This is a genomic window from Hyphomonas sp. (assembly GCF_018402285.1).
Classification (GTDB): Bacteria; Pseudomonadota; Alphaproteobacteria; order Caulobacterales; family Hyphomonadaceae; genus Hyphomonas.
On the sequence record NZ_JAGYJH010000004.1, the window covers coordinates 311,755 to 331,231 of the forward strand.

General features: G+C 61.0%; 17 protein-coding genes, 1 tRNA gene and 1 pseudogene. 16 read left to right on the top strand and 3 right to left on the bottom strand.

All coding sequences use genetic code 11. From position 1 onward, the window contains the following. The first annotated feature begins 8 nt into the window (after nt 1–8). The 10 genes from KG722_RS11225 to KG722_RS11270 all read left to right on the top strand — a co-directional run bounded on the left by KG722_RS11225 (nt 9) and on the right by KG722_RS11270 (nt 10,926). Nucleotides 9–1,073 (top strand): MBL fold metallo-hydrolase, encoded by a 1,065-nt coding sequence (locus KG722_RS11225; protein ID WP_213271916.1) that lies wholly within the window; start codon nt 9–11, stop codon nt 1,071–1,073. A 108-nt stretch (nt 1,074–1,181) separates the two neighbouring features. Next, nucleotides 1,182–2,033 (top strand): signal peptidase I, encoded by an 852-nt coding sequence (lepB, locus tag KG722_RS11230; protein WP_300998443.1) that lies wholly within the window; start codon nt 1,182–1,184, stop codon nt 2,031–2,033. A 95-nt stretch (nt 2,034–2,128) separates the two neighbouring features. Next, on the top strand, nt 2,129–2,731 hold the full coding sequence (locus tag KG722_RS11235; protein ID WP_213271865.1) for a histidine phosphatase family protein: 603 nt from the start codon (nt 2,129–2,131) through the stop codon (nt 2,729–2,731). A gap of 71 nt (nt 2,732–2,802) precedes the next feature. Beyond that, nucleotides 2,803–3,048, top strand: a complete 246-nt coding sequence (locus KG722_RS11240) for an exodeoxyribonuclease VII small subunit (protein ID WP_213271866.1) — start codon at nt 2,803–2,805, stop codon at nt 3,046–3,048. 10 nt (nt 3,049–3,058) lie between these two features. Continuing rightward, nucleotides 3,059–3,967 (top strand): polyprenyl synthetase family protein, encoded by a 909-nt coding sequence (locus tag KG722_RS11245; protein WP_213271867.1) that lies wholly within the window; start codon nt 3,059–3,061, stop codon nt 3,965–3,967. A 37-nt stretch (nt 3,968–4,004) separates the two neighbouring features. Then, nucleotides 4,005–5,927, top strand: a complete 1,923-nt coding sequence (gene dxs / locus KG722_RS11250; protein WP_213271868.1) for a 1-deoxy-D-xylulose-5-phosphate synthase — start codon at nt 4,005–4,007, stop codon at nt 5,925–5,927. Between the two features lie 107 nt (nt 5,928–6,034). After that, nucleotides 6,035–6,676 (top strand): hypothetical protein, encoded by a 642-nt coding sequence (locus tag KG722_RS11255; protein ID WP_213271869.1) that lies wholly within the window; start codon nt 6,035–6,037, stop codon nt 6,674–6,676. 826 nt (nt 6,677–7,502) lie between these two features. Further along, on the top strand, nt 7,503–9,254 hold the full coding sequence (locus KG722_RS11260; RefSeq protein WP_213271870.1) for an AMP-binding protein: 1,752 nt from the start codon (nt 7,503–7,505) through the stop codon (nt 9,252–9,254). Between the two features lie 36 nt (nt 9,255–9,290). Continuing rightward, nucleotides 9,291–10,280 (top strand): aldo/keto reductase, encoded by a 990-nt coding sequence (locus KG722_RS11265; protein WP_300998445.1) that lies wholly within the window; start codon nt 9,291–9,293, stop codon nt 10,278–10,280. Continuing rightward, on the top strand, nt 10,270–10,926 hold the full coding sequence (locus KG722_RS11270; RefSeq protein ID WP_213271872.1) for a DUF938 domain-containing protein: 657 nt from the start codon (nt 10,270–10,272) through the stop codon (nt 10,924–10,926). The genes KG722_RS11265 and KG722_RS11270 overlap by 11 nt, the downstream gene beginning before the upstream one ends. Nucleotides 10,927–11,076: 150 nt before the next feature. Here KG722_RS11270 and KG722_RS15470 read toward each other — a convergent pair. The 3 genes and pseudogenes from KG722_RS15470 to KG722_RS11280 all read right to left on the bottom strand — a co-directional run. Further along, a pseudogene (locus KG722_RS15470) lies at nt 11,077–11,208 on the bottom strand (GFA family protein); the annotation flags it as partial. Between the two features lie 4 nt (nt 11,209–11,212). Then, complete coding sequence (gene metG / locus KG722_RS11275) at nt 11,213–12,952, bottom strand: methionine--tRNA ligase (protein ID WP_213271873.1); 1,740 nt, start codon at nt 12,950–12,952, stop codon at nt 11,213–11,215. Nucleotides 12,953–13,019: 67 nt separating this feature from the next. Continuing rightward, nucleotides 13,020–14,204, bottom strand: coding sequence for a DUF418 domain-containing protein (locus tag KG722_RS11280; protein ID WP_213271874.1), 1,185 nt, complete (start codon nt 14,202–14,204; stop codon nt 13,020–13,022). Between the two features lie 110 nt (nt 14,205–14,314). Here KG722_RS11280 and KG722_RS11285 point away from each other — a divergent pair. The 6 genes from KG722_RS11285 to KG722_RS11310 all read left to right on the top strand — a co-directional run bounded on the left by KG722_RS11285 (nt 14,315) and on the right by KG722_RS11310 (nt 19,438). Next, nucleotides 14,315–14,390: transfer RNA gene (locus KG722_RS11285), tRNA-Thr, on the top strand. Nucleotides 14,391–14,612: 222 nt separating this feature from the next. Continuing rightward, nucleotides 14,613–16,109, top strand: coding sequence for a CoA-acylating methylmalonate-semialdehyde dehydrogenase (locus KG722_RS11290; RefSeq protein ID WP_213271875.1), 1,497 nt, complete (start codon nt 14,613–14,615; stop codon nt 16,107–16,109). 6 nt (nt 16,110–16,115) lie between these two features. Beyond that, nucleotides 16,116–16,892, top strand: a complete 777-nt coding sequence (locus tag KG722_RS11295; protein ID WP_213271876.1) for an enoyl-CoA hydratase-related protein — start codon at nt 16,116–16,118, stop codon at nt 16,890–16,892. 27 nt (nt 16,893–16,919) lie between these two features. Next, nucleotides 16,920–17,810 (top strand): 3-hydroxyisobutyrate dehydrogenase, encoded by an 891-nt coding sequence (mmsB, locus tag KG722_RS11300; RefSeq protein WP_213271877.1) that lies wholly within the window; start codon nt 16,920–16,922, stop codon nt 17,808–17,810. A 3-nt stretch (nt 17,811–17,813) separates the two neighbouring features. Beyond that, nucleotides 17,814–18,614 (top strand): TIGR03084 family metal-binding protein, encoded by an 801-nt coding sequence (locus KG722_RS11305; protein WP_213271878.1) that lies wholly within the window; start codon nt 17,814–17,816, stop codon nt 18,612–18,614. A gap of 26 nt (nt 18,615–18,640) precedes the next feature. Beyond that, complete coding sequence (locus KG722_RS11310; protein ID WP_213271879.1) at nt 18,641–19,438, top strand: crotonase/enoyl-CoA hydratase family protein; 798 nt, start codon at nt 18,641–18,643, stop codon at nt 19,436–19,438. The last annotated feature ends 39 nt before the right edge of the window (nt 19,439–19,477 follow it).

The window sequence follows — 19,477 nt, forward strand, 5'->3', positions numbered from 1 at the left end:
TGAGCCTCATGGATGGATTTCTTTCAGAACCGACCCATTACAAGGGTCTGACCTTTCCGCACGGAACACTGGCACCCGAGCCTGGAGAGGCGATCACGCTGGCGCCGGGTGTGGAATGGACGCGGATGCCGCTGCCGTTTTCACTCAAGCACATCAATGTCTGGATACTCGATGATGGCGATGGCTGGACCATCGTGGATACCGGCATGCCGTTGCCTGACACCAAGGATGCCTGGCGCAAATTGCTCGATGAGCGGGTAACGCCGGAGAAGCCGCTGAAACGGGTGATCATTACCCATATGCATCCCGACCATATCGGGTGCGCCGGGTGGCTCTGTTACAAGTATGATGCGGAGCTGTGGATCAGCCGTCTGGAATATACGACCTGCCGGATGCTGGTGGCTGACACCGGCCGGGACGCGCCGAAAGCCGGGATCGACTTCTACGTTCGCGCGGGCTGGCCGCAGAAGGCCATTGACAACTATGTGTCGCGCTTCGGGGGCTTTGGGCGGGGCGTCAGCCAGATGCCGGACGCTTTCAGGCGGCTGGAAGATGGCGATGGCGTAAAGCTGGCCGGGCAGGAGTGGCGGGTCATCACCGGCAACGGGCATTCGCCCGAGCATGTGTGCCTGTTCAGCGAAACATTGAATATGGCGATCACGGGCGACCAGCTGCTGCCGCGGATTTCGTCCAATGTGTCGGTTCACCCGACCGAGCCGGGTGCCAATCCGCTCGATGACTGGATCAGGAGCTGCGAGAAGCTGCTGCGTGAATTGCCCGAGGATTGTTTCATCCTGCCAGCGCACAATGAGCCGTTCACAGGCGCGCATATACGGCTTCGCAACCTGATTGCCGGGCATGAGACGTCGCTGACGCGGCTTCGCCAGAAGCTGGAGAAGGGGCCGGTCAGGGTTCCGGACACGTTCGTGACGTTGTTCGGACGCGCCATCAAGGATGATGAAATGGGCAGCGCCACCGGTGAAGCCCTGGCGCACCTCAACTACCTGATCCACCGGGGAGAGGTAAAAACCCGTCCCGACAGCGACGGGGCACTGCTCTACAGCCTCGCATGACGTGCCGATTGGCGTCACATTGAATTACAGTCCTGCCGGGCATTTCGCCTTCGCAAGGGTATGGCTTTTCGTCTAAGACAAGCCGGTTTGATGGTAGTCGAGGTTGGAATGACTGAGGAAAACAGCGTCGCGGCCGAGGCGCCATCCCAGCCTGTCGGGCTTTGGGCGAAGGTGAAGCAGGAATTGCGCGAATGGGGCGCAACCCTTGCCATCGTGGCGCCGGCCTTCCTGCTGTTTACCGGACTGCTTTACGAGCAGCGGGTGATTCCCTCCGAGAGCATGGTGCCTTCGCTGGAAGTCGGCGACCGGGTTGCCGTCTCTAAGTTCGCCTTCGGCTATGGGCGCTATTCCCTGCCACTGAGCATTGGACGCTATCTTCCCCTTGGGAGTGGCCGCTATTTTCCCGGAACACCCGAACGCGGCGATGTTGTGGTGTTCGAGCACACGCATTCAGAGCGGGTCATGATCAAGCGCGTCGTCGGCCTGCCGGGCGACACCGTGCAGATGATCAATGAGGAGCTGGTGATCAACGGTCAGCCGGTGCAGGCTGAATTTGAGCGCACGGTGCGCTATGTGCCTGACCGGACTGACACGGTGGACACAGCTTATGAATGGCAGGAGACCATCGGGGACAAGACCTGGCTGACCCATCGGGGCCTGCGCGGGCACCCTGTTGACGATACGGCGCTTTTTGTCGTGCCCGAGGGGCATATGTTCCTGGTGGGCGACAACCGCAACAATTCCTATGACAGCCGTGAACTTTCCGGGCATTGCCCGCCGGTAAACGGTGTTGTTGACCGGGCCGGATGCCCGCTGCGGGTTGCTGCAGACGACGCCTCCATCGGATTTGTGCCCCTCGATCACCTGATCGGGCGGGCCGATACGGTGCTGATGACCTTTCATCGCTGCAAGCTTCAGGATGATGAGCCCTGCCGCAAACGGGTCTGGAAGGACCTGTGAGAGGGCATTCCAATCTTGCCCGCCGGGGCCAACACCGCTAGTCGGGGTCTGACCGGGGGGCGCGGGGCCTCCAGCGGCGAGACGGAAAACTGGCGATGCCCGATACGACATCGACAAAGCCGAGCCGTGGGCCGATCATAGTCTCGCGGCACGGGCGGCCGGCCCTGGACCGCAATATGGGACCGCGCATCCACTGGCGGGACTATGTCGACTGGTGGGCGCGATACGAGCTGGGACCGCTGGCGGACGGGCAAGCTGCGCCGGACGCTCTGAAGAACATGGTCAAGGACGCAGACATAGTCTTTGCCTCTGCCAGGCTCAGGGCGCAGCAGACCGCCGACAGCGCGGCGCCCCATCTCAAAGCAGTTTACGACCCGGTGTTCAATGAAGCACCTCTGCCGCCCCCGAGACTGCACGGGTTTCGGGCATTGCCAAAGACCTGGAATGTGCTGGCCAGGACGGTCTGGCTAACCGGGCATTCTCTGGATGGAGAGTCCGTCACCGAGGCCCGCGCCCGGGCCAGGGCGGCGGCGGCGAAGCTGCATGACGCGGCCGCCGAGGCCAAGGTTTATCTGGCCGCACACGGATGGTTCAACCGGATGCTGAGGCCGGAACTGCGCGCTCTTGGCTGGGTTTGCGTTCGCGATGGCGGAGACAGCTACTGGTCCTACCGCGTCTACGAATACCGTGGGAAGTGACACGATTACGGTTGTAGGGCCTCGCTGCGGGCTTTAGACAGTCTCGTACGGTTTCACAAAACAGGCGCGCCATGTCGGATACCAAAGCCAGACCCGTTGATAAAATGAGCTTTGAAGAAGCCCTGGCCGAGCTGGAAGGCATTGTCCGGCAGCTCGAAGCGGGCGAGGTGGAGCTAGAGAAGTCCATTGCGATCTATGAGCGCGGCGCGGCCCTGAAGGCGCATTGTGATGCCCGGCTGAAATCCGCAGAGCTCAAGGTCGAGCAGATCGTGCAAGGGGCGAACGGTCCGGCGACCGAGCCCGCCTCATTCGATTAGGCGCGCTGCAATGGGGGTGGAATCCGGGCAGGTTGCCGATTTCGAACAGCGCCTCAAAGAGGTCGCCGACAAGGTGACCGTGGCGCTGGACCAGCTCATACCGCCCGCCAGCGGCCCTGAGGCCAACCTCATGCGCGCCATGCGCCATGCGGCGCTGGCCAATGGAAAGCGGATGCGGCCGTTCTTCGTACTGGAGACGGGCGCCATGTTTGGCGTATCGGAGAAAAGCCTCCTGCGGACGGCGGCTGCACTTGAATGCGTGCATTGCTACTCTCTGGTGCATGACGACCTGCCGTGCATGGATGACGATGATTTCCGCCGCGGGCAGCCGACCGTTCACAAAGCTTTCGACGAGGCGACGGCTGTCCTTGCGGGCGACGCGCTGCTGACGCTGGCCTTCAAGATACTCGCTTCCAGCGAGACACATGATGATCCGGCTGTGCGGGTGCAGCTGATCGAGCGTCTGGCAGACGCCTCGGGCGCGCGGGGCATGGTGGGCGGTCAGATGATCGACATGCTGGAGGAAAAGAGCCCACGGGACCTCAACACAATCACCCGCATGCAGCGGCTGAAGACGGGGGCGCTGATATCCTACGCCCTGGAGGCGGGCGCCATCATCGGGCATGCCCGGGAAGCGGAGCGCAACGCATTGGCGGGCTTTGCCAACGATCTGGGGCTCGCCTACCAGATTGCCGATGACATCCTGGACGCAGAAGGAGATGAAAGCGTTGTCGGCAAGGCGCTTTCAAAGGACAAAAACGCCGGAAAGGCGAACTTTGTGACCCTCCTGGGGGTCGACGGTGCCCGGCAAAGGGTGCGGCTGCTGGCCGCGCAGGCCAAGGAACATTTGGCAATTTTCCGTGACAAGGCCCACATCCTGCTGCATTCGGTTGATTATGTGCTCAACAGACCCCGCTAGGATCGGGCACACGCGACGACGAGAGACGCACGCAGACATGACTGAGACACGCCCAAACCGCCTCCTAGACGCGATCGATTCGCCGTCGGACCTCAAAGGCCGCAGCCGCGCCGATCTGAAGCAGATTGCCGCCGAAGTCCGCGAGGAGGTTATTGATGTCGTATCGGTAACCGGAGGTCATCTGGGCTCGGGTCTTGGCGTGGTCGAATTGACCGTGGCGATCCATTCGGTTTTCGAAACGCCGGCCGACAAGCTCATCTGGGATGTCGGGCACCAGTGCTATCCGCACAAGATCCTGACCGGCCGCAAGGACCGCATGCGCACGCTGCGCCAGGGCGGGGGATTGTCCGGCTTCACCAAACGGTCCGAGAGCGAGTATGACCCGTTCGGGGCGGCTCATGCCTCGACGTCGATCTCGGCGGGTCTCGGTTTTGCGAAAGCGCGGGATCTGCAGAACAAGGACAATCACGTCATCTGCGTTATCGGAGACGGGTCGATGTCTGCCGGCATGGCCTATGAGGCAATGAACAATGCCGGGGCCGACCGTTCACGGATGATTGTCATCCTGAATGACAATGACATGTCGATTGCACCGCCCGTGGGCGCGATGAGCCATTACTTCTCGAGGCTTGTGTCTTCAAGGCCCTATCGGGGCCTGCGCCGGATCGCCAAGAAGGTTGTTCAGCCGATGGGGCTGGAATCGCCCGCGCGGCGCGCAGAGGAATACCTGCGCGGCTTTGCGATGGGCGGCACACTCTTCGAAGAGATGGGGTTCTATTATATCGGCCCGGTCGACGGGCATGATCTCGATACGTTGCTGGACCTTCTGGAAAACATCAAGACGATGCAGGACGGGCCGATCCTGCTGCATGTGGTGACGCAGAAGGGCAAGGGATATACGCCCGCCGAGAACTCCGCCGACAAGTATCACGGAGTTTCCAAATTCTCCGTGGTGACCGGCGAGCAGGCCAAGGGCGCAGGCGGACCGCCCAGCTATCAGAAGGTGTTCGGCCAGACGCTGGCAGAACTCGGCGAAACAGATGACCGGATCTGCGCAATTACGGCTGCCATGCCGTCTGGCACGAGTACGGACATTTTCGGCAAGAAGTTCCCTGAACGCCATTTTGACGTTGGCATCGCCGAGCAGCATGCCGTGACGTTTGCGGCGGGCCTTGCCGCCGATGGCATGAAGCCGTTCTGCGCAATCTATTCGACATTCCTGCAGCGCGGTTATGACCAGGTGGTCCATGACGTTGCCATCCAGAAGCTGCCGGTTCGCTTTGCCATAGACCGGGCCGGTCTTGTCGGCGCGGATGGGGCGACCCATGCGGGGTCTTTCGATGTTGGCTACCTGGGCGCGCTTCCGGGCTTTGTCTGCATGGCACCTTCGGATGAGGCAGAGCTGGCGCGGATGGTGCTGACGTCCCTGCAACTTGATGATTGCCCGAGCGCAGTGCGCTATCCGAGGGGCGAGGGCACCGGCGTCGAGATCCCCAAACTCCTGACCCCGCTCGAAATCGGCAAGGGCAAGGTCGTTCGCGAAGGCACCTCGATCGCAATCCTTTCCTACGGGACCCGGTTGCAGGAAGCCCTCAGGGCGGCTGACATGCTGACGGCCCAGGGCTTGAGTGCAACGGTCGCGGACGCACGGTTTGCCAAGCCTCTGGACAATGAGTTGATCGAACGGCTGGCCAGGGAGCATGAAGTGCTCGTGACCCTCGAAGAAGGCGCGCGCGGCGGCTTTGGCAGCTTTGTGCTTGAACATCTGGCCAATTGCGGCGCGCTCGACAGAGGCCTCAAGGTTCGCGTCATGACGCTTCCGGATATCTTCCAGGATCAGGACACCCCAGCCGCCATGTATGATCAGGCAGGCCTTTCTGCACGCCACATTGCCCTGCGGGCAATTGAGGCACTTGGGCGGGGCGACATGTCAGCCATCGAGCGTCTGGCCTCCGCCTGAGGCATTGCCACACTAACATCACACTTCGGCCCTGTGCCCGCTCGTTTGGGCAGGGTATGCAGGAGCTGGCAATTCCCCTGATTCCGCTTGCAAGAAGGAAGTTTGATATGATGCGTCTCAGCCTCGCCGCCATGGCGTCTGCAATCGTGCTTGCCGCCTGTGCAACTCAGACCGAGCCGGCGGGCACCCCGGCTGCGGCTGTTGTGGTGCCGTCCCAGTTCGAACTGGGCATGACCACTGCAGCCGAGCTGCAGGACGCCGGCAATGTGCCGACGGCTATCCAGCGTCTGATGCAGCTTGCGGGCGATCCCGAGCTGACACCTGACCAGAAAGCAAATGTTCTCTTCCAGCTGGGGGTCCTCAGCATGAGCCCCACCGGCAATGATGTTGCCGGCGCAGTGGGTTATTTCGATGAGGTGATCGCAACCTATCCGGCCACGCAGTGGGCACGCCAGGCACAAGGCAAGTTGCCGGCGGCCCGGGCGGAGATGGAGACGCTCAATGGCGTGGTCACTTCGCCCGCGTCGACGTATACCGAGCAGTTCTACGCCCTTATGAAGCTGGGCCGGCACCAGGAGGCAATTGACCTGATGACGCAATACTCGATCGAGCCGGACAATGAAGTGAAGCTGGCGATGTACCAGATCGGCTATCTTTGCGATGAAACCGGGCTGACCGGGCAAAGCTACACGGTCTCCGACCGGGACGGCACGGCGCGCAAACTGCGCTTTTGCGACTTCGGGAAGTAGGATCAGGCCGCTCCTTACTGAGCGGGGAGCTGCATGGACGCAAATCAGTTGCGCCAGAGGGTTTCGATCCTGGAAAAGGGGGAAACACTCTGGCGGGGCTTTCCGGACCGGTTGGAAAAGACTGGACCGGAGGGCGCAGTGTGGCTGACGGTTCCCACTGCAGCGGTACGCCGGGTTCGGGTCCAGCGGCGGGCAGGCTGGAAGGCTTCTCCTCGAGCGTTCAGGAAACACCTCTCGCCTTCCCATCTCCCCCCTGCATTTTGCAAGGCTCAGCCAACTTCGAGGACCGCTCGGAGAGTTTTTACCCCATGCTCTGGATGGCGGCGCTGGGCGCGGGGCGCTCGACCCCGAAAGCAGAGTTCCGGGCAGGGGAGCGCCCGGAGATTTGCTGGCCGCTTGTTCTGACTTCTTTCGGAGCGTTTGGACTGTCGGCGACGGGGCTATTTGCTCTTCCGGTCAGTTTTGCAAGTGTCGCGACAACAATCGTTCTTGAGCGCGTTCTTATAGGCGTTCTTGTCCTGATCACGCTCCCGGTCTTGCCGGGATGAGCCCGGACGTCCCGGCCGCGAGCGTTCAATCCTGACACTGACCTTGAAGAGGTTGTGGCGATCACCTGATCTGAGGGGTGACCTGGGCGGCTGATGGCGAGCGATAGCATGAGCAGGAGCCGGGGCTTCTAGCCTCGTTCACGGAAAAGTTTTTGCGTTTTGGCGGCGATGGGAGGCTTCTGGCGCAAAAAATGACGCGGTGTCGCAGGTGACCCTCTTCTATATCCGGCGCGTGCGTGGTTGTCTGGCGGCAGCAAACATACACGTCGAGGAAACCCATGCCGTCAGATAATCTTCCCCCGAATTGGCCCGTCATGCCGATCGCACAGGCTAACGCATTGCTGGCCGGGCCTGGCTCACCGCTCGAACTCGAAGACGCCGTCATCCGGGGCGTGCCGATGAAGGTTTACAAGAACGCGCCGCCAAACATTCCCGTAATTCTTGATCTGGCGGCGCAGCAGTTCGCAGAGCGCACTTATCTGGTTTACCAGAACGAGCGGGTGACGTTCCGGGCGCTTCATCTTGCCGTTCGCAGGCTGGCCGCCGAAATGCGCGACACATACGGGATCAGGAAGGGCGACCGGGTCGCCATCGTGATGCGCAACTATCCTCAATGGCCGCTGGGCTTCTACGCGGCGCTGAGCCTCGGCGCGATCGCCACGCCGATGAACTCCTGGTGGACGGCTGAAGAGCTGGAGTACGGGCTGTCATTTGCAGGTGTCAAACTGGCGATCATGGATCTGCAGATTTATGAGCGTATTCGCGATCATCTGCACAAGCTGCCAGAGCTCGAGCATATCCTCATCGCCCGGGATACTGCCGAAGAGATCGCGGACCCGCGCGTTTCCTCGCTGGATGCGATTGTGGGGGATCCCAACAGCTGGGGCAAACTTGCAGACGCCGGGCCGGCGGGTGTCGACATCGGGCCCGATGACGATGCCACAATCATGTACACGTCGGGCACAACGGGCAAACCGAAGGGCGCCCTGGCAACCCACCGCGCTGTGATCACGAACATGTTCAACTCCTCGGCTTGCCAGGCGCGCATGTTCCTGAGAAAGGGCGAGGCCATTCCGGAACCCGATCCGGAGGCCATGCGCGCGACGCTGATCTCCATTCCGTTTTTCCATGCGACCGGTTCATTCGCCATCCTCATCCCCTCGGCCCTGAGGGGCGATAAGGTTGTCGCGATGTACAAGTGGGACGCGGGCGAGGCATTGCCGATCATTGAGGGCGAGAAGATCACGGCCGTTGGCGGCGTTCCGGCGATCGCGTGGCAGATTCTTGAACATCCCGACAGGGACAGATACGACCTCTCGTCCATTCAGGCGATTTCCTATGGCGGTGCGCCATCTGCGCCAGAGCTTGTCTCAACCATCAAGAAACGCTTCCCCGACGCCGCGCCTGGAAATGGCTGGGGCATGACGGAAACCTGCGCGACGGCGACCCTGAACATTGGTGAGGACTATGTGAACCGGCCGTCCAGCGCGGGGGCTCCGCCGGCGGCGGTTGAACTCAAGATATGCGATCCGGACGGCAAGGAAATGCCGGCTGGCGAAGTGGGCGAACTCTGGTGCAGGAGCGCGGCGAACTGCCGGCTCTACTGGAACCGGCCTGACGCCACAGCAGAAACCTTCCGCAATGGCTGGGTCGTTACCGGTGACCTGGCGCGGATTGACGAAGAGGGTTTCCTCTATCTCGTTGACAGGGCGAAAGACATGCTCATCCGCGGCGGCGAAAACGTCTACTGTATCGAAGTGGAAAGCGCCCTGTATGACCATCCGGCGGTGATGGACGCAGCCGTGGTGGGGATTGCGCACAAGATCTTGGGAGAAGAAGTCGGCGCCGTGGTGCAGCTCAAGCCGGGCAAGACGGCAACCGAAGCTGAACTGCGCGCGCATGTGGCGGGACAACTTGCGGCGTTCAAGGTTCCGGTCGAAATCCAGTTTCAGGCCGAACCGCTGCCGCGCAATGCCAATGGCAAGATCCTGAAAGCTGACCTGCGGCAACGCTTCAAGGCAAGGGCCTAGTCAATGGATGCCGCACGCAGATTAATTGGAGACCGGATGGTTCATCCGGTCGGTCTGGGATGCATGAACATCATGCACGCTTATGGGCCACCTGTTGATGAAGCCGACGCCAAAGCGCTTCTCGCCCGCGCACTGGATATCGGATGCGACTTTCTTGATACGGCAACGATCTATGGGTTGGGGCGAAGCGAGGAACTCATCGGGGAAGCGCTGAGCCATCGCCGGAAAGAGTATTTTCTGGCGAGCAAATGTGTCCTGGGGTTTCAGGGGCGCGAGCGGATACTCGACGGGCGGCCGGAGGCAATCAAGGCTGCTTGTGAAGCCAGTCTGAAACGTCTGAAAACGGACGTGATTGACCTTTACTACCTGCACCGGCCCGACCACAAAGTGCCGGTGGAAGACTCTGCTGGTGCGATGTGCGATCTGATAAGCGAGGGCAAGATCCGTTACTATGGCTTGTCGGAAATGGGGGAGGATCAGCTGCGCCGGGCGCATGGCGTTCATCCTGTTGCCGCGCTGCAGTCAGAATACTCCCTTTGGGTTCGCAATCCTGAGATCGCCGTCCTTGAGGCGTGCCGGGAGCTGGGTGTTGCTCTGGTCGCGTTTTCGCCAGTGGGCCGGGGGTTCCTTGCAGATCCGCCTGCCGATCCGGCGACATTTCATGCCGTCGATATGCGCAGGACAATGTTTCCGCGTTTTTCAGATGAGCACTATTCGGGGAACCTTCCCCTGCTGGACGCCGCGCGGACAATCGCTGCAGAGGCAGATTGCACGGTAGCGCAGCTTGCGATCGCCTGGACGATGGCGAAGGGGGAGCATGTGCTGCCCATTCCGGGAACGCGGAACATGGCGCACATGGAGGAGAACCATGCGGCAGCTTGTGTTCGTCTGACAGCGGAGCAGGTGGCGCAGCTGGATGTGGCGTTTGCGCCAGAACGCGCGGTTGGTCCCCGTTACTCCGGGCCGGGGCAGGCGAGCGTAACGACTGAGATGTTCGACTTCGAGAAGCGCCAGCATGGCGGATAGGCCGCCTGTTGCGCTGGAAGATCGCGGCGAGGGCGGAGACGGGCGGCGCTATTCGCCGTCCATCGCGCGAAACCGGGACGCGATACGGGATGTGCTCTCAGCACATCTCTGCCTGCCTGCGCGCGTGCTCGAAATTGCGTCAGGCACGGGAGAGCATGGTGCCTACCTTGTCGCAGAGCTGCCGGGGCTTGACTGGACGTATTCGGATATTGACGGACCGAGCCTGGAAAGCCAGCGCGCCTGGCGTCATGCGACGGGCGCGCCGCTGTTGAGAGGGCCGCTGGAAATCAATGCGGCGGAAACAAATTGGGGTGACGCGGAGCGACCGGGCGCCTGGGACGTCCTCTTCAGCGCCAACATGGTTCATATTGCGCCGTTTGAGGCCGTCTCTGGCCTGATCGAGGGGGCAGGCAGATTGCTGAAGACGGATGGCCTGCTGACGCTGTACGGGCCGTTTGCGCGCGACGGCGTGATTGCCCCTTCAAACGCCGCATTTGACGAAAGCCTGAAACGCCGGGATGCGCGCTGGGGCGTGCGGGATCTCGACGGGGAGTTAGTGCCGCTGGCGCAGAAGGGGGGACTGCGCCTGGAGTCGGTCGTTCAAATGCCTGCAAACAATCTGACCGTGTTTTTCCGCAAGATTTAGGCTTTGTGCGTCCCCTCGTGCGTGTCGTGATCGGAATGCTGCGTGTTGCTGGCGAGGACGCCGGCAAAAGCCATACCGGGCTTTCCCGGAGCGGTGAAATTCTGCCTGCGCTCCACGCGCCTACTGGAAATCTGAGTCCGGAACGTCTGCCAAAGCGGCAAAGAAGTTTCCCGTTGCCTTCTGGCTCATGCGGCAATGACAGACATGTGAGGTATCGCGCAGGCTCGCTGCACGCGCCCGGATGCGTCCGCATTGACAGACGCCTGTTCGCACAAGGTTCATCAACCTAGTCCTTGCCGCCGCCGAACCGGGCGGTCCAGTCTTCAACCTGGCTATCCTCAATCTTCTGAAAGAGGACATCTGGCGGCGTTATGACGTGGCCGCGCGGAATGGCGTCGAGCAAGGCCGCGTAGTCTTCCGCCTTCGAACCACCGGGCATCTTGCGGTTTGCCTCCGGGATACCCAGGGCATCGAGGATCTTCTTTGCCGCGTCCGGTATGATCGGCTGGGCAATGATGCCAAAAAGCGCGGCCAGGTTGATGCCGGCGCGCACACCGACAGCGGCGGCATCCACATCATTCTTGTACTTCACCCAAGGCTCCGCCTTGGTGAGGTATTCGTTGCCCGCGGCCCAGATCGCGCGCGTTTCGGCGGCGGCCTTGCGGAACTCCATGGCTTCGTAGAACTCGATGAGGCGCGGCAGGCGTTCGGCCAGTTCGTTTGCCATCCAGGCTTCCGCGTCGCCCGATGTGCCGATTTCGGGAATTTTGCCATCGAATTTCGAGGCGCAGTATTTGGTGATCCGGTTGATAAAATTGCCGAGTACGTTTGCAAGGTCTGAATTCACCGCCGCCTGGAAGCCTTCCCATGTGAAAGCAGCGTCGGAACCCTCTGGCGCGTTGGAGACGAGATACCAGCGCCAATAGTCCGATGGCAGAAGGCTGAGCGCCTGGTCCATGAAGACGCCGCGCTTCTGGCTGGTCGAAAACTTTCCGCCATACCAGGTGACCCAGTTGAAGGCTTTCAGCTTGTCGACGGTTTTCCAGGGTTCGCCAGAGCCAAGCAGGGTGACCGGGAAGCTGACGGTGTGGAACGCAACGTTATCCTTGCCCATGAACTGAACATATTCGGTTTCGTCAGCACCCTGATCGGTCAGCCAGAGTTTCTTCCAGTCATTGCCCGTGGCCTGCGCCCATTCCTGCGTGGCGGAGATGTAGCCGATCGGCGCGTCAAACCAGACGTAAAACACCTTGTTCTCGAAGCCCGGACGCGGTGATCCGTCCGCGTCCGTGACTTTCACGCCCCAGCTGAGATCGCGCGTGATGGAGCGGGCAATCAGGCCCTCGTCGAGCCATTTGTTGGCGATGGAGACTGCGAGGGAGGGCCAGTTCCTGCCCTTCTGATTGACCCAGTCCCGGATGCGCTCCTGCATACCGGTCTGGAGCAGGTAAAGGTGATCGGTATCGCGCACCTCGATATTACGACTGCCGGTCACCGAGGAATAGGGGTTCAGAAGATCGGTCGGGTCCAGCAGGCGGCCACAGCTGTCACACTGGTCGCCGCGAGCCTTCTCATAGCCGCAATGCGGACAGGTGCCTTCCACATAACGGTCCGGAAGGAACCGTCCGTCATCAACCGCATAAACCTGCTTGGACGTGCGCACTTCGAGCAGGCCGTTCGTTTCGAGCTGCTGGGCCAGATGCTGGGTCAGGGCGTGGTTGGCGGGGCGTGAGGTTCGGCCGAACCAGTCGAAGGACAGGTTGAACCCTTCACCGGCCTTGCGCTGGACTTCGTACTGCTCGTCGCAATAGGCCTGAACGCTCATGCCTGCGGCCTGGGCAGCGAGTTCAGCTGGCGTGCCGTGCTCGTCGGTGGCGCAGATATAGGTCACCTCATGGCCGCGAAGGCGCATTACCCGGGCATATACATCGGCAGGCAGCATCGATCCGGCGAGATTGCCGAGATGCTTTACGCCATTGATGTAGGGCAGGGCAGAAGTGATCAGGATGCGCCGTGGCTGGGTCATGGGGCCTTTTCAGAGCCTTTCTATTGCGGAATGCGCCTTTTAACGCTCCGGCTGGTAAAGGAAAGCTCTAGGCGCGGCTCCAATAGGTAACCCTGCGAAGCAGGCCTTCCATGGGTCCACGCCTGGCAAAGCTGCGCCAGGTGGCCGTGAACACAAGGGAGGAAAGGGCAACAAGCAGGGCTGTCAAAATGGCGCCTGCAGCTGTCATTTGCCCGAACATACCAAGGCCGTAGGCAGCGAACACGAAGGACAGAAGCACTGACTGAAAGAGGTAGGCAGTCAGTGATGCCGAGCCAGCGCGGGCAATGAGGGTTCGCACAGGCCCTGGCCGGCCTGTGGAAAACAGGGAAACGACACCGGCATAGCCGAGCGCAGAAAACGGAGAAAATCCCATAAGGATCGCCATTCCCAGCATGGCGGAGCCACTCACAATCGACGGGGCATCAAGCAGGAAAATGGTGCCCCAGGCGCTGCCAAGCAGACCAATTGGCAGGAGCACACGGCGCGAGAGACGCCAGATGCGGGCCTGAGGCGCGTCAATTGCGCCAGCCTTCACCGCCGCGAGACCGAAACAGAAAAAGCCGAAAACAGCGATCCCCTGCTGCAGGATCACCGACGGCAGGACGGCTGGCAGCTGACCAAAGCGCCAGGCCGCAGCCGCCAGGAAGCCGCCTTCTGTGAAAGCCAGAGTTTGCGCTTCATCAAAGACAGGGTCCCGCACTTCGGCCATCACCTCTGGCGCATGGGCTTGTGCTGCGTAAAGGCCAGCTGCAAACACCAGCAGAACGAGCGTGTTCAGGGCGATCAGCGCGATGCCCGTCATGACCAGCGCCCTGGGGGAGAGCCCGCGCAGTGTAAACAGCAGGCAGCCCAGAAGGGCATAGGTCATCAGGATGTCGCCATACCAGAAGAAGATAAAATGCAGGGCCCCAAGCCCGAACAAGGCTGCCATGCGACGGAAGTACCGGGCGCCGCCATCCGCCCTGACCCGCTCTGCGGCAGCCAGTTGCCAGGCGAGCCCTGCGCCGAACATCATTGAAAAGAGCGGATAGGACTTCATGAAGAACAAGCCGGTGACGGCGCCAAAGGCGGCCTGGTCTAACTGGGACTCCAGGGCGCCATCGTAATATCCCGACAGTGCCGGTTGAGCAAAGCCCATGACATTGACCAGCGCGATACCGACGAGGGCAAATGCCCGGATCAGGTCCGGCATGAGGGCGCGGGGCGGAGCAGGGGCCGTATTGGAGGTCATGACCGGGCTTTTCTTTGCATAAGGCAGGAAACCAGCATGGGCGGGCTGGGGCAAGTCCTGCAGCGGGGCGTCTTGCGCCCGGCGGGGCTTTCCGGTAACGCGAAACCTGTGCCGGCTTAGCTCAGCTGGTAGAGCATCTGATTTGTAATCAGAGGGTCACGGGTTCGAGTCCTGTAGCCGGCACCACTTTCCCAAACCTGTTGGTTTTTGGCCCATACAAGTCCCCCGTGTGCGAGGCGCATTCCTCTCGGGAAGGCTCCTGCATGAGCCCAATAGCGCGGCCTGAAAGCCTGCCACTTCCTTGCAACGGCTCTGAAAATGCGGCAAGCCCGCAGCCATCAGAAACGCCGCGTCGGCGCGCAGACCATGCTGCGACAGCCACTCAGGCCAGTGTCAGGAGAAACGCGCATGCGCGAGGTGCACCATTTCATTGATGGTAAAAATGTAGCCGGCACTTCCGGCCGGTTTGGCGACATTTTTGATCCCAACACGGGCAAGGTTCAGGGCAGGGTGGCGCTGGCAAGCAAAGCCGAGCTGGGTTCTGCCGTGGACGCCGCCAGCGCGGCGCTGCCGGGCTGGGCGAGCACCAATCCGCAGCGCCGGGCGCGCGTGATGTTCGAGTTCAAGCGCCTGGTTGAAACCAATATGGACGAGCTGGCACACATGCTCTCATCCGAGCATGGCAAGGTGATTGCCGACTCCAGGGGCGACGTCCAGCGCGGCCTTGATGTCGTCGAGTTTGCATGTGGTATTCCCCACCTCCTCAAGGGTGAATACACCGAAGGCGCAGGCCCCGGCATTGACGTCTACTCCATGCGCCAGCCACTGGGCGTGTGCGCGGGCATCACGCCGTTTAACTTTCCTGCGATGATACCTTGCTGGATGGCGGCCGTGGCGATCGCGTGCGGCAATACCTTCATCCTGAAGCCGTCCGAAAAAGACCCGTCGGTGCCGATGCGTCTGGCCGAACTGATGATGGAAGCGGGCCTGCCCAAAGGCGTCATCAATGTCGTCAATGGCGACAAGGAAGCGGTTGATGCGATCCTGACCCATCCCGACATAAAGGCGGTGAGCTTTGTCGGTTCATCCGACATCGCACAATATGTCTATTCAACCGGCACGGCGCACGGAAAGCGCGTGCAGGCAATGGGCGGCGCGAAAAACCACGGCATCATCCTGCCGGACGCCAATCTTGAGCAGGCGGTCAAGGATATTGTCGGCGCTGCGTATGGGTCAGCGGGCGAACGGTGCATGGCGCTGCCTGTCGCGGTAACGGTCGGCAAGAAGACGGGCGATGAATTCGTCGAGCGGATGATCGAAGCGGCGCGCGCTCTGAAGGTCGGGATCTCCACGGATGCTGATGCCCATTATGGCCCGGTTGTTTCGGCGGCCCACAAGGCGAAGGTCGAAAGCTATATCCAGATGGGCGTGGATGAAGGCGCCAGCCTGCTTCTCGACGGTCGTGGCTTGAAACTCCAGGGCAATGAAGGCGGCTATTTCATCGGCCCGAACCTGTTCGACAATGTCACCGCCTCGATGCAGTCCTACAAGGAAGAGATCTTTGGTCCGGTGTTGCAGGTGATGCGGGTAGAGACGCTGGAAGAGGCTGCAGCGCTTCCGTCAAACCATCAGTACGGAAATGGCTGCGCGATCTTCACGTCAAACGGGCGCGCCGCGCGCGAGTTTGCGGCGCAGGTGAATGTCGGCATGGTGGGCGTAAACGTGCCGATCCCGGTGCCGGTGGCCTATCACACCTTCGGTGGCTGGAAGCGGTCGGCTTTCGGCGACACCAACCAGCATGGACCCGAAGGCGTGCGCTTCTGGACCAAGATCAAGACAATCACGCAGCGCTGGCCCGAGGGCGACATCGGCGATCAGGCGTTCGTCATTCCGACAATGGGGTAAACCGACATGAGTGACTACAAGACGATTCAGTTTGAACAGAAGGGCAGGGTAGCCGTCGTTACCCTTAACCGCCCTGATGCACTCAATGCGTTAAATGCTGAAGTCATGCGGGAAGTCGTAGATTGCTTCGCGGCGATCGACCGCAACAGGGACATCGCCGTCAGTGTTCTGACGGGCGCGGGCCGGGCCTTCGCTGCGGGGGCAGACATCAAGGAAATGCAGCCGCAGTCTTTCTCGGATATGTATGTGGAAGACTACTTCGCCGGATGGGACCGGTTCGCGGCCTCCCGCAAGCCGGTGATTGCTGCGGTCAACGGGTTTGCGCTTGGTGGCGGCTGCGAACTCGCCTTGATGTGCGACCTGATCATCGCGTCGGACAAGGCCAAGTTTGGTCAGCCTGAAATCAAGCTCGGCGTTACGCCCGGCATGGGCGGCTCCATTCGCCTGACCAAGGCTGTCGGCAAGGCCAGGGCGATGGACCTCGTCCTCACCGGGCGCATGATCGACGCTGTGGAAGCCGACCGTATCGGTCTTGTTTCCCGCATTGTACCGCATGATACGCTGATGGATGTTGCCATGGCGGCTGCTGAGGAGATTGCTGCGTTCTCCATACCGTCCCTGATGGCTGCAAAGGAGATGGTCGCCCGGGCACTTGAACTTCCGACCACAGAAGGCGTGAAGTTCGAGCGGCGCCTGTTCCAGGGCCTTTTCGGCACGGCCGATCAGAAAGAAGGCATGAGCGCATTCAGTGAAAAGCGCGCTGCCAGGTTTGAAGACAAGTAGGCCAGCGGGGTCTCCGGAGGAAAAGTCATGGCAAAAATTGCCTTTATCGGCCTTGGAAACATGGGAGGCGGAATGTGCGCCAACCTTGTCAAGGCACACCATGACGTCGCAGCGTTTGATCTCAACGCGGAGGCAGTGGCATCGGCTGAAGCGCTTGGAGCGCGCGCGGCAGAATCAATTGCCGATGCTGTAAATGGCGTCGATGTCGTCATCACAATGCTGCCGGCCGGCAAACACGTTCTCAGCGTTTATTTTGGCCCCGAAGGCGTTACGGCACATGCGCCTCAGGGTATCCTGCTGATCGATTGTTCGACGATCGCTGTCACTGACGCGAGAGACGCGCATGAGAAGGCCGAAGCGGCTGGTTTCATGATGGTCGACGCGCCTGTGTCCGGCGGCGTGGCGGCCGCTGAAGCGGGCACGCTGACGTTCATGGCCGGGGGCAGGGAAGTCGCCTATTCCCTGGCTGAGCCAGTCCTGAAAGGCATGGGCAAGAACATCTTCCATGCCGGCGGGGCAGGCAATGGTCAGGCGGCCAAGATCGCCAACAATATGTTGCTCGGCATTTCGATGATCGGCACGTGCGAAGCGTTCAACCTCGCTGAAAAGCTCGGCCTTGACGCAGAAACCTTCTTCAGGATTTCATCGGTTTCGTCAGGCCAATGCTGGTCCATGACGAGCTATTGCCCCGCGCCGGGGCCTGTGCCCACTTCTCCCGCCAATCGCGACTACAGGCCGGGTTTTGCGGTCGCCATGATGCTTAAGGATCTCCACCTGGCGGCAAACGCCGCGAGGCAAGCAGGCGCTGACATCCGCCTCGGCAGAATGGCCGAGGACATCTACGAAAACCTCTCAGAGCGCGGGTTTGACGGCCTTGATTTCTCCGGCGTCATGAAAGACCTCAAGGGAGAGCTTTGATCCATGCAGCAAGCCGCAGACTTCCGGGCAGAAAGCCGTGCCCTGCATGGCCTCGTTTCCGGCACCGCGCCGATCCGGTATCGGGAGCCCACCCAGTTCAAAGGGTGGGGCATTCATGACGTACTTCAGCACCTGCATTTCTGGAACCGGATGGCCTATCTACAGCTGGCGGATGAAGATGAACTGGTTCATCACCTGACGACGATGGCCAAGTCCGGCCAGTCCATGCGTGAGTACGAGAATGAAGCGCTCTGCGGACTCGATGGCTGCGCGCTCGTGGCGGAGTGGGAAAAGCAGTTTGAGGAAACCGCAGACCGGTTTGCCGTCGCTGACCCCAAAGCGCGGCTTAAATGGGCCGGGCCGGACATGAGCGCGCGCTCGTCCATTACGGCGCGGCTGATGGAAACCTGGGCCCATGGCCAGGAAGTGTATGATCATCTGGGTGTCGTCAGGCAGAACGAAGACCGTATCGGCAACATCGTCATGCTGGGGATCAACACTTTCGGGTGGACCTATGCAACACGCCGGGAGATGCCTCCCGGTGACATGCCCCATATTGTCTTGACGGCGCCTTCCGGTGCGATCTGGACATATGGAAACCCAAGCGAGGCTGAGCGTATTGAAGGCAAGGCGGAAGAGTTCTGTCAGGTCGTCACGCAGACCCGCAATATTCATGACACCTCGCTCGAGGTGACCGGGCCGGTCGCTGCAGACTGGATGTCAAAGGCGCAGTGTTTTGCCGGCCCGCCGGCGGCGCCACCTGAACCGGGCAGCCGTCACACCGCCAAAATCCCTCAAAACTGACACCGCCAAGACCAAAGGAAACGCCGATGTCCATTCTGCTCCTCGAGAAACACGGCCCGATCGCCGTGATGACGCTCAACCGCCCGGAAATGATGAACGCCCTTGGGCAGGAAGGCGATGGGCCGGCTGTAGCGGCGGTGTGTGCAGAGATAGCCGCTGATCCGCAGATCCGCTGCGCGATCCTCACCGGCGCAGGCCGGGCATTCTCCGCTGGCGGTGACGTCAAGGCGATGAAGGAAAAGACAGGCGCTTTTGGCGGAAGCCCGGCCGATATCCGGGAAGGATATCGCCGCAACATCCACATGATCGTCCGCTCGCTGTACAATATGGAGACGCCCCTGATCTCAGCGATCAATGGCGCGGCGATTGGCCTTGGCTGCGATGTTGCCTGCATGGCCGACATTCGCATCGCTTCTGAAACCGCAAAGATGGGTGTTACGTTCCTGAAGCTCGGTCTGATCCCGGGAGATGGCGGCGCATGGCTGCTGCCGCGTCTGATCGGGTCTTCCCGCGCCGCAGAGCTTCTGTTTACCGGTGATGTGATCGACGCAAAGACCGCCGCAGAATGGGGCCTCGTCAGCAAGGTTGTGCCTGCTGACAAGCTGATGGACGAGGCGATGGCAATGGCGAACAGGATAGCCGGTCAGCCGCCGCAGGCCCTGCGCCTTGCCAAGACGCTTATGCGGCACGGAACGAACGCATCCTATGACACGATCATGGAGCTTTCGGCGGCGTCTCAGGCCCTGATGCACGAGACAGATGATCATATCGAAGGCGTGAACGCCATCCTCGAGAAGCGAACGCCGGTATTCAAAGGAAGCTGAGGCTTCCGCTTCTGAGGCTGGAGAAGCAAGGGCGCGAGG

What these genes read in the sequence shown, in the direction of transcription:
- KG722_RS11245 (WP_213271867.1), top strand. Translation starts at nt 3,059, where the DNA reads ATGGGGGTGGAATCCGGGCAGGTTGCCGATTTCGAACAGCGCCTCAAA.
- KG722_RS11240 (WP_213271866.1), top strand. Translation starts at nt 2,803, where the DNA reads ATGTCGGATACCAAAGCCAGACCCGTTGATAAAATGAGCTTTGAAGAA.
- KG722_RS11260 (WP_213271870.1), top strand. Translation starts at nt 7,503, where the DNA reads ATGCCGTCAGATAATCTTCCCCCGAATTGGCCCGTCATGCCGATCGCA.
- KG722_RS11235 (WP_213271865.1), top strand. Translation starts at nt 2,129, where the DNA reads ATGCCCGATACGACATCGACAAAGCCGAGCCGTGGGCCGATCATAGTC.
- mmsB (WP_213271877.1), top strand. Translation starts at nt 16,920, where the DNA reads ATGGCAAAAATTGCCTTTATCGGCCTTGGAAACATGGGAGGCGGAATG.
- dxs (WP_213271868.1), top strand. Translation starts at nt 4,005, where the DNA reads ATGACTGAGACACGCCCAAACCGCCTCCTAGACGCGATCGATTCGCCG.
- KG722_RS11270 (WP_213271872.1), top strand. Translation starts at nt 10,270, where the DNA reads ATGGCGGATAGGCCGCCTGTTGCGCTGGAAGATCGCGGCGAGGGCGGA.
- KG722_RS11310 (WP_213271879.1), top strand. Translation starts at nt 18,641, where the DNA reads ATGTCCATTCTGCTCCTCGAGAAACACGGCCCGATCGCCGTGATGACG.
- KG722_RS11280 (WP_213271874.1), bottom strand. Translation starts at nt 14,204, where the DNA reads ATGACCTCCAATACGGCCCCTGCTCCGCCCCGCGCCCTCATGCCGGAC.
- KG722_RS11295 (WP_213271876.1), top strand. Translation starts at nt 16,116, where the DNA reads ATGAGTGACTACAAGACGATTCAGTTTGAACAGAAGGGCAGGGTAGCC.
- lepB (WP_300998443.1), top strand. Translation starts at nt 1,182, where the DNA reads ATGACTGAGGAAAACAGCGTCGCGGCCGAGGCGCCATCCCAGCCTGTC.
- KG722_RS11225 (WP_213271916.1), top strand. Translation starts at nt 9, where the DNA reads ATGGATGGATTTCTTTCAGAACCGACCCATTACAAGGGTCTGACCTTT.
- KG722_RS11305 (WP_213271878.1), top strand. Translation starts at nt 17,814, where the DNA reads ATGCAGCAAGCCGCAGACTTCCGGGCAGAAAGCCGTGCCCTGCATGGC.
- metG (WP_213271873.1), bottom strand. Translation starts at nt 12,952, where the DNA reads ATGACCCAGCCACGGCGCATCCTGATCACTTCTGCCCTGCCCTACATC.
- KG722_RS11255 (WP_213271869.1), top strand. Translation starts at nt 6,035, where the DNA reads ATGATGCGTCTCAGCCTCGCCGCCATGGCGTCTGCAATCGTGCTTGCC.
- KG722_RS11265 (WP_300998445.1), top strand. Translation starts at nt 9,291, where the DNA reads ATGGTTCATCCGGTCGGTCTGGGATGCATGAACATCATGCACGCTTAT.
- KG722_RS11290 (WP_213271875.1), top strand. Translation starts at nt 14,613, where the DNA reads ATGCGCGAGGTGCACCATTTCATTGATGGTAAAAATGTAGCCGGCACT.